Origin of the sequence: Sulfobacillus thermosulfidooxidans DSM 9293, assembly GCF_900176145.1 — a bacterium.
Taxonomy (GTDB): domain Bacteria; phylum Bacillota; class Sulfobacillia; order Sulfobacillales; family Sulfobacillaceae; genus Sulfobacillus; species Sulfobacillus thermosulfidooxidans.
Genome location: NZ_FWWY01000001.1, coordinates 1565084 through 1578644, shown reverse-complemented (window position 1 = coordinate 1578644; position 13561 = coordinate 1565084). Strand labels below are relative to the sequence as shown.

The following is a 13561-nucleotide window of genomic DNA, read 5'->3' as shown; positions in this document are numbered from 1 at the left end:
CATACCCTAATCACCGGGGGGATAGTCGATGCGTGTACAATTTCTCAGTTGGCTTATTGGCTTGTTTCTGGTGGCATCCTTATATTTACTCGGTCCCATTGTTTATTTTAACCGGGTTTATCCCTATATTCTGGGAATGCCTGCCATCCTATTTTGGTATACGTTGGTGCCCCTATTAACACCAGTCATCTTGGGAACGCTTTATCTCATCGATCGCGCCCAGAACCGTCATTAAACACCCCGTGATCATCCCTCTAAAGAGTTTGTAGGGGAAAGGAGAAGCATTGTCCATGGAGACTGTCATTGTTAGCGCCGCCGTGGCAGTCATTCTGCTAACCATTCTCGGCATGGTGACAGGCGCCAAAGAGTCACAAGCGTCCTTAGCAGGTTGGCTGGTTCATCGTCGCAATATGGGGCCATGGTTGATTTGGTTTTTACTGGGCACCGAAATTTACACGGCCTTTACCTTTCAGGGACTTGCTGGGTACGCTTACGTTAAAGGAGGACCCGTATTTTACAATGTGGCGCTGAATGATGTGGCCTACGCTTTAGGATTTATGATTTTGCCTTTAATTTGGATCTTAGGTCGCAGGTTTCGGTACGTAACCCAGGCAGACTTCGTTGCCGGCCGTTACCAGTCCAAGACCCTAGGCAGTTTTGTAGCCTTGACCACCGCTATAATTATGATTGCGTATATTGACTTAAATATCACAGGTCTCGGTGCGATTTTTCATGTGATTAGCCGTAGCCGGTTATCGGTGAGTGTATCGGACATCATAGGATTTTTCATTTTAGCCCTTGCCGTCTATGTTGGCGGCATCCGCGGTAATGCCTGGCAATCGGTGATTAAAGACATTTTCATGATTGTGGCATTAGGTACGCTCTTTATTGTCTTTCCCTATAAAGACTTTCATGGGTTTGAGCCGATGTTTAAAGCGTTTGGAACCCAATTAGGCCAGGTGATGATATTACCCGGCAAAACGCATAACGCCGGGCTCTTGTGGCTGGTGACCACGGTGATCATGACCGGATTGGGACAATGGATGTGGCCCCAATGGTTTGGTGTGGCGTATACCGCCAAAAGTCCGCGAGCGTTAAAGATTCAAGCCGTATTTATGCCTTTATACCAACTGGTAAAGGTTGCCGTCATCATCATCGGGTTTGGCGCCCTCATTGTTTTAGGTCGTCATCAAAATGGCAATGATGTGGTCCTGATCTTAGCCCGTCGTCTCTTTCCCACACCGTTTTTTGCCTTCTTTGTTGTGGCCGCTATTTTTGCGGCATTAGTTCCGGCCGGGCCGATTATCATGACCTCGGCTTCACTCATCGCCAAAAATGTATGGGGTGATTTGACCTTTCGCACGGAACAGCAAATCTATCGCTTGACCAAAATGCTCGTATTCCCGCTCACCGCGTTGGCGTTGTTTCTGGCTTTAGCCACTCCGTCTTTGTTAGTGGCGATTTTATTGGTGGCTTACGACTTTATCGCCCAACTTTTCCCGGCTATTGTGATTGGAGGCTTATTCTGGCGCGGCGCCACAAAATATGGAGCATTTTGGGGGATGATCGTGGGATGGGTTGTTGACGGGTCTTTATTGCTCTCCCATCACAGCATTATCTGGGGCATGAATGCCGGGTTTATGGCTTTAGTCCTCAACACCGTCGTCTTTTGGGTCGTAAGCCGTTTGACCTATCATCCCCAGAGCGCTGAAATCCAACATTTCACGGCATTATATGGGGATGCACCCCGTACCTCACAATATTAGCTAGAGATCGAAAGTAATATAAGCGTAATCCATAAGGGATCGTCGATCGGCGTGACGGGTTGGGAGCCACAAAAAATCCTGGCCCGTCCCTATTGTCAGCCATAACATAGCCCCAAGACACCGGCATTGAACGCTTATAGCCCATAAAAGCCCGGAAAATATCTTTCCCTAAAAAACAAACTATTTTGGGTTGAAATTGACGAATTTTCTCGGCAAGACCTTGAGCTCCCTGGCTCATTTCCTGCAAGGACAAATCGGTGGAAGAGGGCGTCATCCGGTCCACAATATTAGTTATGCCGAGACGAAACAACAACAAGTCCCGATCATTCTCCGGGCGCAAGCGATAAGGGGTGAATTGGCTATCCACTAATAACGCCCAAAACAAGTTACCGGGTCCTGCAAAATGATGACTTTGACTGTCTGAGGCCACTCCGGGATTATAGCCGACAAATAGCACATCAAGACCTGGGGCAATAATATCTGGCACCATGGCATGTCCCTCCCTTGGCCATCTTTATCAACAAATTATGCATGATGGCGAAGATTCATGACCAGTTCTTTCGCTGCCATCATCCCCGAGGCATAGGCACTTACAATCGAGCGAAACGGCACTGGACTGACTGCATCTCCTAAACAGCGGACATGGGCTCGTGGCCATAGCGGCACGACATCGGATATCGGTAAAGGGCATAACCCGGGCTGAATATCGGGTTCCATGCCAATACGCACCATAACCACGGACACCGGAAATGAGAGGTCATGACCATTTTGCTCAACATGAGCAATCAGGGCACCCGGCACGGACTCAATTGATTGTAAATGGGTGTGCACATAAATGGGAATGTGAAGTTGTTGCACCTTGGCCTGGAAATCTGGACGTGCCCGAAAATGATCGCGCCGGTGAATGAGAATGACAGGACGTTTAGCTTGAGCTAAACGAATCGCTGCCTCAAAAGCGCGGTCTCCTCCTCCGACTATGAGAATGGGCAGATCGGTGTTCATATTAAGAATTTCTGAGGTGGATTGCTGGGTAATCCACTCTCGCCCGGGAATATCAAGTTCCCGAATCCTAAGCCCCGGGGCATAGGCAATATGGGGATAGTAGACTTCTTGCCCACTCTTTAATACCAGAATTTGATCATCACGGTAAGCGATAACTTCTTGTCCTTCAAAGACGGGAATTTCCCAGGTTTTTAGATGATGCTTAAGCCGTTCGATGAGCTCGCGCGCGGTAATCAGAGGTTCTCCAGGCAAATCCGGAATAGGCAAAGAAATGTCATGAAGTTGTCCTCCAATATGCCCCCGCTCATACAAAACCGGTTCTAATCCCAGGCGTTTTAACCAAATGGCACACGAGACTCCTCCCGGTCCTCCGCCAATTACGGCAACCTGAGCCATAAAATCCACACGCCTCCAGCCATGTCATAAGTCATCCTATCATATTCCTAAATCGCGAGAAAACCTGGGTAAGACGAGCCTAACGCCGCATCATTCACACGGAGCTGACAAGACAAAAAGCAAGAGCGATGGAACCGGACCATTCGCTCTTGTGAACATTCTCCGTTAAATTGCTGGACGAATTTCATCGTCGCTCCACGGTTCAATGCGCTCTTTGAGGGCGAGGAAAAAGGCATAGACCCTTAGCGCAGCAAAGAACGACACGAAACTTCCCAAAATGAAAAGTTCTGGTTGCCAATTGAAGAACGGCGGAGGAACAAATTGGCCATTGACCACCACTAACGTGGTATAGGTCACAGTTGAAGTTAAAGCGGCCCAAATTTGCCAGGTAATATCGCGAAAAGCCATCGCAATCGAGCGGCGAAATACATAATAGGGTCCCCAAGCGGCCAAAGCAAACGAAAAAAGCCCCAAGAAATCGGATACCATCACCGGGTGAAATACGGTATTCGGCACAAACTCCCACGGTAAACTGCATAGTACCGCCGCCAAGATCCCACTTATCGCTGACACCGCAATAATGCGGGCCTTTTGGCCCCATGTGACCCAGGTTAGTGATAGCCGCCAATTCCGTAAAGCAATTTTCAAGTTCGCCCACAGCTCTTTGTGGTGGTACGTGTTAAATCCCGTCGTCGCAAATCCCCACAACGTCAAAACACGTCCCACAGCCATATCCGCTAAAGATGCGGTGCGAAACGAGACCAGAAGCAGTCCCAACCCCGCCATTAACTGGGCAAACGAAACCAACCAGAGCCATCCTCGCTGTTGGCGTAGCGGCGTGGCTAGTTTTTCCGCCAAATGTCTCGGATCACCCAACATCTCCATGGCCTCTACCATTGCCCGTGGTGATTCCATTCCGGTATGGGTCAATTCAGCCCAAATAGAAAGTAATTGCTGCCGGATTTTTGCCTGGGCACGGCGGCGATGATATTTATTGGCAATGCTTGCGGTAGCCTGCTCCAAGTAATCTTCCCACATACAATCACCTCCTATTCATTACTGTCAAGTGCCGATGCTTCATAACTTGGTGATTATAGCACCCGGGCGTTGTCCCTCGCAATGGGAAAACCCTGCAGAACCTTCTTTTTTATCCATTTTTTGGATGGACCTACCGTGGTGAAATCACTAAGGGCATGCCGTGAGCCGGAACCAAACTTAATTTAGGTAAGGGACGCATGATAAAGTCTTTGGGCATGGATACCGAATATCTTTGCACCATGACAGCCACCACTAAAGCCATTTCCATAAGAGCTAAATCGCGTCCCACACACCGCCTAGGGCCATGGCCAAATGGGAGATATGACATGAGATGATCAATTCGGCCCTGATTTAGCCACCGTGCGGGGTTAAAGCTATCGGGTTCAGGGTAGAGTCCAGGTAGATGATGGGTGACATAAGGGCTAACCAAAAAGAACGTCCCAGGGCGATAAGTGTGTCCAAGAACCGTTAAAGGTTGCGGATTTTTCCGGCTGATAAGCCACACCGGAGGATAGAGGCGAAGGGCTTCTCGAATAACAGACTGCAGAAAAGGTAGTGCATCCAGATCATGAATTGTGGGGACTCTTCTTCCTAGCACCGTCTCTAACTCATCCTGCAAGGTCTTTTGTACCCCGGGATTTTGCGCTAAAAGTCCAAAGGTCCAAGCCAACGCATGACCAGTCGTCTCGTGTCCTGCCATGACCACGGTGAGAGCTGACTGTATCACTGCATCGTCATCCGTTGCCAGGTCGTCCTGAAGTCGCCTAACCATCAAAGTCTTGGGATGTTCCATGAGCAGTTGCTTGATCCACCGGGTCAATTCTTGTGCAGCCCGGTGATAAGACCTGGGTCCCAGATATCGCCAATTATACGGTATACGAATAGCACTACGCGAGCGGCGGAAAAAATAGGTCATGACGGCTTGAACATCAGTAGAAATTTGGCGTAATAGCTCGAGATCTTGCTCACCATCTAATAATGTGCTCACAACAATTTTTAGTGTCAAAACCAACATCTCGTTATCCATCATGACTTGCTTAGGACCGTCGGAAAAAATCTTGGCATAATCGGTTACGATCTGAACAATTTGGTGCGCATAATGTTCAAAATATTGGTGATCAAAGACTGGTTGCACCGCCCGTCTTTCTTGCCGCCACAGTGTTCCTTCAGCAATTAAAGGACCACGGCCGATTAAAGGATTTTTTTGATCCATGCCTGGACCTTTCTCGAGTTCCTTGCCGTGTCGAACCAGGATTTGATAGACCGCCTCTTCTCCTGCGGCCAACACAAAGGGCCAAGGACCCATACGAAAATGCGTCAATGGGAGGTCACTTTGGGCGAGATTCGACAGCAATCCCAAAGGATCTCGGTGGAACGCCAAAAGACGTGTAATATTGGTGCGTGGAAGCTGATTCGTACTCGAATGCCCCATTTCTTTGATTTCTTTCTAACCTGCCCGGCTTCTTTCTCTTGCCTTTCTCTTCTACATGCTACCAGATAGCTTGGAAACGCACTGGGATGCTTTGCCTCATCATGGCTCATGGCATGAAATATTTTCCTTTTGTTTGGCTTCTCACCAGCATTTTCACGGTTTATGACATAAATCCAAAATATTCTTGGCTATTTGACAAAATGCTCTTTCCCTGCATGCTCTAAACCAGTAACATACTCTTATACGATGTAAATGACGAACATCTCTCTGTTATGTTTGACGTGCCACACAAATCTTAGCATGACGATCGGGTTGTTGGAGGGAAAAGCCACAATGCAACGGCGGCATAGGCAGTTCGGATGGATCGGCCTGTGCATAGCGTTATCTGGCTGTGGCTTTTCAGGTTCAGGGCATCTCGCTGCCAATTCGACCTATGGCCCTGTAAAGCTTATCCCATCTCACAGGGTACTCTCACCAACACAACAGTCCAAGCCACGTATGCGCCAACATTCATGGAGAGGAACAACCTTCGTTATTCCGCGTGCATGGTCGTTACAAACAGGATTATCCTCACCTGTTAAAAGAATTTATCAAGGAAAATCGGGTGAAGTGATATTAACCAGCTCACCCCCATCTTCTTTAGCCGCATGGTTTCCCATCAATTCCGAAAACATGGCTTCCCCTTACCAACTCAAGACGCCGGTAACATATTTAGGGTCCCGTGTTAGTGAATCTAAAGAGATAATGACCCAACAAGGTGATCTCTTAACGCTAACAGTCATCCTCAAGAATTCAGATAGGGGACTCACCAAACGGATTATCAACAGTTGGCACACCAGGTCGTTAGCGACGCCGACAGATAGTGTCATGCACTTGATGAAGACTCCCCAAAGCGTTCTCGCAAAAGTCGGCCATCATGAATGGTTTTTGGCTGCGGGAAGCATTGCCACAGACAATGAAATGTTCTATCTCTTTCATTCCTCCGATAATGGTCGTCGGTGGACTTTGGAAAAGATGTCGCAGTGGACCACGACTCAAACGTCCTTTCTCGCCTTTCCTAACCAAACAGGTAACGCATCCATGCTCTTTACCAATTCTCAAACGGGATTTATTGCCGAACTGAGTGCCGTGTTTCCCGAACTTTTCGTTTATCAAACCCATGATGGTGGTCGGATATGGTCTCAACAAAAAATCCCTCTACCACCGTCTTTTTGGTCCGGACATCAAAGTCCCATTATCCATTTCTCCACAACACAGTCTGGTCAAATTTTCGTCCCCCTGTCCAGTTCCCATCTAGAAGCCGTATATGTAACCCGTGACGGGGGAGAACACTGGCAATTTTCCCACCTCGCTCCCATCAGCCTTTATCTATCGTCTCATCAGCTCATTGGGCAGGCACTTCACGAGGTGGCCAAACGCACGACACTCCCCTTATGGGGACCCCGGCAAATTCCCTTACCGTCATCCATTACGGTCTCCGCTACCACCTATGTCAATGCTCAGGGAACAGGCTATCATGTGACGTTATGGCCCACCCAGCAAAGTTACCCCATTAACAGTCCAGAAATTTTGCAAGATCATCTCGCCAAGGTCCCCCTGATTATGTGGTCTCTTGACCAATATCCGATCGAACCGCCTCAGGCTATCATCCCGTTATTAATCAAACACAATGATTTTTGGAGAACACCTGAGGGACAGCCCAAACAAATTTCTCTTTTCACCGGTCTTAGGGGATATGTCTATTCCTCCAGCGCCCCCACTTTTACGGGTGAAAGTCAACAAGACGCGGATTTCCCGATCTTAATCTGGCATGAAGGGGAATGGACTATAGAAATTGTGGGATTTCACCAGGCACTGATCGGGCCCGTCATTAATCCTCTCATTCTTTATTTACATACTCACTTTCTTCCGGCCTTTCCTGGTCTTATGGTTGTCCAAAACCAGGGACAAGGTCATATTGAAACTCAACTCGATTGGCTCGATGATTCCATTCTGATTCGCTTGAAAAACCACAGTGCCGGATCCCAAAATCCTGTGGCCACAGCAAAAATGGCGGTCTTATGGCACCACTATTCATGACCTGTTCCGGCCAAATCAACAATTTTTGGTTTAAAATTCTGAAGAAAATCAAGACAGAAACAAAAGCTGTGATTTAGGATAAGACATAAAGATATTGGTCTTGTTGCCATCATAATATTGCCCTTATTGTCGATATTAAGGAGAGAATCACCGTGAGTACCTTATCGGTTAATGATATTGCCCAATTTTTCTATGCCGATCAACGCATTAACGTCACAGTGAAATTCCGGTTGAAAGAACAAGTCTATTTGGAAATTCAAACTCCCGTGACAGGGCTAAGACTGCCGCCCCCACAAACGCCAATATTCTTGCAGTGGCAATGGTATGCCACGCATTGGCAACAACAAGGGATTGTTGAACGTGTTGATCTTGGCCCCTCTCCGATGATTGTCGCCGCCATGCAAGACCAGCCCCAAGCGGTGGAAAATCGCCGCACCCGGCGATATCATCTCCACATTCCCATGCTTATCCCCCAGGGACCGTTGAAATGGAGAAAAATTACCACCGAAACAGAGGATGTTTCGGTGGATGGACTCAGATGTCAAGTGCCGATGGCGTTTACGGAAGGAACAACGGTCGATTTTATTCTGGAGTTACCCACGCGCACCATTAAGATGAACGGGACCGTTTTGCGGTGCCGTGAAAGTGGACAGCCCCGTCTCTTTGACATGGCGCTACGTCTAAATCCTGTTATGGGGCGTGACTACCAATTATTTCGAGCTTACTTGGATTCCCAGCCCTAGCATGGTTCGCGACCACGCGGTAAGTCTCGAATATGTCTTATGATGCAAATTCCGATAACGGAATCGCCATAAATTGACCCGCTTTATCGCCAATGAAAAGGGTTTGCCCCACTAACACCGGCGTGGAGGGCATAAAGGCCCCTTGAAAGTGGAGTTTTCCTTGAATTTTTCCGGTTGTGGCGTTAATGGCATAAAAGTTTCCGTGCACATCGCCCACATAGCATACGCCTTGATAGATGACAGGGCCCTGGGTCATTTGGCTCTTAAAGTGCACACTAAAATCTAATGCACCTGTTTGTAAATTAAACGCGTAAAAAGAATCCGTTAAAGGACTACTGACATATAACCTGTTTCCATAAATCGTGGGAATTCCGGTCTCATCTCGTGGTCCCCCATTGGGTCCCACTGGAATTGTTCCCGCTCCTTCATCAACGGTCCACACCGTATGGCCATTTTGCGCATTAAGCGCGTAAACCACTTCATGTGGCTCATTATGCACTTGTTGGACATAATCGAAATAGATCATGCCATCGGCCGCCGCCGGTGGCACATCGTCGGATCCTCCTAAAGGATGGGGTAAGGTGTGCATCCATTGCACTTGATGCGTTTGGAGGTTAATGGCATATATGGCGGCGGGATGCGTTCCCCCAAAATACATCATATTGCCCACGATAGTCGGGGAGGACATGCTGACATAAGAAGGCAAAGACAGTTTCCATACGGTTTGCCCTGTCAGCGGGCTTAAAGCTAATAATTCATCGGATCCATTGGCCACATACACTAAGTGATTCGCGTACACAAAAGTGGGCATATCCTCGCCTTGTGTTTCATGTTTCCATAAGATGGCGCCCGTTCGTGCATCTAGAGCATAAATGGCACTGGGACCATTACCTCGAATAATCTGTACACCATATTGGGGCACGTGAGATATTGGAAAATTATGATTGCCTGATCCCACAAAAACAATTCCATCATGCACGACCGGAGTGGTCATGACTTGATTATTGACATCGGTTTTCCACAAGGTCTTACCCGTTTTGGCGTCGATAGCATAGACAGCGGGCTTGTTCCCAATTCCCCCAACGTAAACCACACCACGGACAACACTTGGCTGCATGAGTGGCTGTGAAAATTGACGCGTCCATTTCACGCTGAGATTCTGGTTCGGCCCATTTTCAATGACCGCATCATGCGATGGTCCCGTTCCAAACATATTCCACTCCGATGCTCCAATTTGCTGGTCAGCCACTTGCGGCCACATATTTTCCGAATGGGTAATACCGAATGTACCTAACGTTCCAATTGCTGCAAGTCCTAAGACAAGGGCAGGCCAATGCCATTTCATCCGCTACAAGATCCTTTCATAATCTTTCTCATAATGGTTAATACTCATTATAAAAGAGGAGAAAGATTCCGAGCCTGAAGTCTAGCTGAAAACGACAGGATGTAATCCGAGTAAGTATACGGTTAGACTTCGCTTTACTCTAAAGTGGCTGACAAAAAGTCGCCAGATTGCAAAACGGTGCATAAGTTTACCAGACTTTGTTTCAACATGCGGTAATAGGTTGGCCGCGACAAATGTAGAGCTAAGGCAATAGAGTCCGCATTGCCGATGCGTTCGACAAAGGTTAACCGCAACAAATTTTGTTCATTTTCCGTGAGAGGCGGAACCGGCGCTTTGGTCAGCAAAGATTGCAGGATGTAGCGGGCTTCTTCGGGTTGACACCCTAAAATATCAGCAATCGCCGTTTTTTTAAAAGCCCCGGGATCGTGTAACGCCTTTAAAACCCGCCGCAGCAAATTTTCATCGACGGGATACTGCATCCGGATAGCTGGTCGGTTCAAAGCTTGCACAATAGAACCCACCCACAGCAAAAAATCACGCTGGCGCATGTCTAAAGTAAAAGCATAAATGCCCTGCTCCGCATCAATGGGATGGGCCATAAAGCCTAAGAGTTCCAGTAACTCTTTAAAATTGGGTTCACTAACCCCAATCACACCGCGAAGTCCGCGCCCGAGGTGGGATAGCCCATCCCGAATTAAAATCCCTAACAAATCATGCGGGTGGTAGCGGGGATCATCGGGTTTCACGCCCACAAGGACACCAAAAAACGTGTCCACCTGGTCCCTATCACGAGGAAACTCTGTATCATGAGGAAAATACCGGGCAACACTGCCAGGCACATAGCGCTCGATAAGGTCTACAGTCTTTTGGTACAGGGGCAGGCTCGCAAAAAAGGCTACTGGCTCCCCACTAGGTGCCCGGAATATCCGAATCCCATCATCGATATTGCGGGCGATATCATCTAAAAAGGCATGGGCCACAGCTAAACTGGGCATGTCCAAACTTTGGCGTCCCCAATGCTCGATCATGGTATGAAGGCACTCCAGGTCACCCTCCTTTAACTGGTTTTCGCGCACAATCTCGTCAATCGCCGCAATATTGGCGTAAGGACTCGAAATCGGCAAAGATTGTGCGGTAATCTCCAGTAACAGATAGCCAAGATGATTTTTTTCGCTGCCTGACTGACTCTGGCGATATAAAGTGCCTAAATAATCCAAGGCTTTTAAGCGCAACTGTTTGAGTGTCATCGGATGATGTTCTTGCATCGATGCTAAAAGCTGAGAACGTACCACATCATGAAGAGCCAGTCCCGAAGGCACCAGCCGGACAAAGGATAGCCGGCTTAAATCCCGATATTGTTGCGTGCTGATCGCCAATGGCTCGGCAATGGCCGTTATCATATCTTGGTTGGCAGACGGTAACACCGTTAAAATATCTAAAAAGGGATGAAGCTGGGAATCGGTCACTTCGCGCAATAATTCGGCGGTAATGGTTTCCAAAAAGGAATAGTCCCGCTTATTCATGACGGTGCCTCGGCGCGTAAAATATTCTCCGGCCACTGCCATGGACAAAGGATGACCATGTAATGGGCGAAGCACCTGCTGCAACTCCTCCGTCATTTTTAATCCCAGTCGGTGAAAGTATGTGCGGGCTTCATACAGCGTCCACGGCTTCAAGGGGAGTTTTCGCAGCCGAGAAGCCCAAATGGGATGAACATGCCAATGTGCAGACAGTCCCCGGCGGGAGGCAAAAACGAGAAGACCTCCCTGTTCTGGCAGCCGCGCAATAAGGTCTTCTCGCAACCAGGCTTCAAGCGACTCAAGATCATCAAAATTATCGATAACCCAAAGAAATCGTTCAGGCCACGAATTTTTTTTGCGCGGGCTAATCGGCAGGACATTTTCCGTGATGTCAAAGAGGTGGTCAAGAAATTGCACCGGTTGCTTAGGGCAAGAACGGCCGTCCATCCACACTGACGGCACTTGTTGACGGCGTGCATTTGCCATCCATTGCCATAATAAAGTCGACTTGCCCATCCCCGCAATGCCGTGCACATCCCAGAGTTGGGTAAGGGGTCGAGAATCATGAAGCCAGGCCTGAAACTGTTGCAATTCACTGGTCCGACCCACGAAACGTTCCGATTCTTCAAACGCTGTATCCGCTAACCATGTCATGGAAGCACCTAGCCTTCTTTCAAACCATTTCGATAATAAGATGTCTTAGGGGAGAACAACAGCCGTTGAAAAAGAGTCATACTCCAACAGGTCAGCTTATGCTGAGTGTCATGAGCTCTTTTCGGTAAGAAGATGTAGAGATTAAGAAGAGATCCTCTCCCCATCCCCTAATACCTTTTATGAAGGTTTGAAAGCTAATCACGTGAAATACCATCCTTGTTCCGTGAGAATTTGTGTCATCATTCGAGAAACTTCCTTAATTTGTTAATTTGTTCTATGTGTTTGCGTTCTATTGATGTTTACGGCTTTTATAGATGTTTGGCGAACTCGTCAATCCTCAATCGATATCTTGTGATTTCATTCACGATACAAATGCTTGAATAGCATCACGAAAGACGCGCGGATTTCGATGAGTAAAGTTGCTCTTTTGATAATTATTCGCCATTTATTAACAAAATTCCTGCACGATATCCACCCAAATCACCTATAAACTACAAAAAAATGAAAATAACGGGGATTGTCAGCCACTCTCCAAGAAAGCATAAGCTTAAGGGGGAATGGTGTATAGTGAGCATAGAAATATTTTTGTCGATTATTGAGGTGAGGGCGATGGAATCGTGGCGTGATGTTACCTGTCCTATTCAAAGGACAGCCATGCTATTTGCAGATGTCTATATCATTATGATTTTACGGGATTTAGCCACGGGACAAAAGCGCTTCACGGAATTGCAACAAGCGGGAATTAATCCAAGAATTCTTAGCCAGCGATTAAAAATGCTCACCCGTGAAGGCGTGATTAGTCGCACCCGCTTTGTTGAAAAGCCGCCCCGGGTAGAATATGCCTTAACCCCCAAGGGACTGGCTTTAATGCCCATTTTAGACGCGCTTAAAACATTCGGGGAAAAATATTTGCCTCTGGATGACAACGCGTCCTCGTCCTCGTCATCATGAGCTCCCCCATTGCTGGGCAGAACGGATTGCGTTCTGCCCTTGTTTTGTTTTACTTGTTATTGTATAGTAATGGCAAGCGCATAATGAAATTTTCATCATCCCAATGATTTAGCGCTTTGAATTTTCGTCAAATCACAAGTTGTAACTCTATCCAAGGAGGTTTATCATGGCAAAAATTGCATTTTGGATTACCGCTGGGCCCGATTTACGGGACAAGGCCCTCGCTAATATCGTCCTCGCCGGCCGTCTCAAGGCTAATCGTGGGCAAGATATTCAAGTTTACTTCTTTGGTCCTGGCGTTCAACTCGCTGGACAAGCTGACGAGCAAATTGAACAGGCTCTGAAGGCCTTAACCGACGGCAGTGTTCCTATGGCCGCTTGTCCCTTCAACGCTGATCAATATGGCGTGACCGAGCGTGTGGGAGCTAAAGGCATTACGATGGAACCCGCTGGCGAAGCACTCATTCGTCTTGTTGAACAAGGCTATCAAATCGTCGGCGTATAACCTCATTTCATAGACTCTTCGGATGATGGGTGCGAAATCATAAAGCCTATCAGAACGCATCCCTTAGAAGAAATCCTCGGACGACAGATCAAAAAAGATCCGTGATCATACCACGGATCTTTTTTATGAG

At 47.7% G+C, this 13561-nt stretch carries 12 protein-coding genes; 6 read left to right on the top strand and 6 right to left on the bottom strand.

Going from position 1 to position 13561, the window contains the following annotated elements; genetic code table 11:
• Positions 1 to 28 precede the first annotated feature (28 nt).
• Complete coding sequence (locus B8987_RS07975; RefSeq protein WP_020375561.1) at positions 29 to 235, top strand: hypothetical protein; 207 nt, start codon at positions 29 to 31, stop codon at positions 233 to 235.
• A 55-nt stretch (positions 236 to 290) separates the two neighbouring features.
• On the top strand, positions 291 to 1766 hold the full coding sequence (locus tag B8987_RS07970; RefSeq protein WP_084661197.1) for a sodium:solute symporter family protein: 1476 nt from the start codon (positions 291 to 293) through the stop codon (positions 1764 to 1766).
• Here B8987_RS07970 and B8987_RS07965 read toward each other — a convergent pair.
• The 4 genes from B8987_RS07965 to B8987_RS07950 form a co-directional block, all read right to left on the bottom strand.
• Positions 1723 to 2256, bottom strand: a complete 534-nt coding sequence (locus B8987_RS07965) for a mismatch-specific DNA-glycosylase (protein ID WP_084661196.1) — start codon at positions 2254 to 2256, stop codon at positions 1723 to 1725. The genes B8987_RS07970 and B8987_RS07965 overlap by 44 nt on opposite strands.
• 35 nt (positions 2257 to 2291) lie before the next feature.
• Positions 2292 to 3164, bottom strand: a complete 873-nt coding sequence (locus B8987_RS07960; RefSeq protein WP_020375558.1) for an NAD(P)/FAD-dependent oxidoreductase — start codon at positions 3162 to 3164, stop codon at positions 2292 to 2294.
• Between the two features lie 165 nt (positions 3165 to 3329).
• Positions 3330 to 4202 (bottom strand): hypothetical protein, encoded by an 873-nt coding sequence (locus tag B8987_RS07955; RefSeq protein WP_020375557.1) that lies wholly within the window; start codon positions 4200 to 4202, stop codon positions 3330 to 3332.
• A gap of 130 nt (positions 4203 to 4332) precedes the next feature.
• The gene (locus B8987_RS07950) at positions 4333 to 5634 is read right to left on the bottom strand and encodes a cytochrome P450 (protein ID WP_020375556.1); all 1302 of its coding nucleotides are present in this window, start codon (positions 5632 to 5634) and stop codon (positions 4333 to 4335) included.
• Between the two features lie 333 nt (positions 5635 to 5967).
• Between B8987_RS07950 and B8987_RS07945 the strand changes: the two genes are divergently transcribed.
• Positions 5968 to 7713, top strand: a complete 1746-nt coding sequence (locus B8987_RS07945) for a WD40/YVTN/BNR-like repeat-containing protein (protein ID WP_139793499.1) — start codon at positions 5968 to 5970, stop codon at positions 7711 to 7713.
• 152 nt (positions 7714 to 7865) lie between these two features.
• Positions 7866 to 8456: a PilZ domain-containing protein gene (locus B8987_RS07940; RefSeq protein ID WP_020375554.1), complete on the top strand. Its 591-nt coding sequence runs from the start codon at positions 7866 to 7868 to the stop codon at positions 8454 to 8456.
• Positions 8457 to 8493: 37 nt separating this feature from the next.
• Here the strand turns inward: B8987_RS07940 and B8987_RS07935 are convergent, their stop codons facing one another.
• Both B8987_RS07935 and B8987_RS07930 read right to left on the bottom strand, forming a co-directional pair.
• On the bottom strand, positions 8494 to 9801 hold the full coding sequence (locus tag B8987_RS07935) for an outer membrane protein assembly factor BamB family protein (RefSeq protein ID WP_020375553.1): 1308 nt from the start codon (positions 9799 to 9801) through the stop codon (positions 8494 to 8496).
• A 134-nt stretch (positions 9802 to 9935) separates the two neighbouring features.
• Positions 9936 to 11975, bottom strand: coding sequence for a P-loop NTPase family protein (locus tag B8987_RS07930; protein ID WP_020375552.1), 2040 nt, complete (start codon positions 11973 to 11975; stop codon positions 9936 to 9938).
• Between the two features lie 567 nt (positions 11976 to 12542).
• Between B8987_RS07930 and B8987_RS07925 the strand changes: the two genes are divergently transcribed.
• On the top strand, positions 12543 to 12926 hold the full coding sequence (locus tag B8987_RS07925; protein WP_081700555.1) for a winged helix-turn-helix transcriptional regulator: 384 nt from the start codon (positions 12543 to 12545) through the stop codon (positions 12924 to 12926).
• A 166-nt stretch (positions 12927 to 13092) separates the two neighbouring features.
• Entirely contained in the window at positions 13093 to 13431 is a 339-nt protein-coding gene (locus B8987_RS07920) for a DsrE family protein (RefSeq protein WP_020375550.1), read from the top strand.
• The last annotated feature ends 130 nt before the right edge of the window (positions 13432 to 13561 follow it).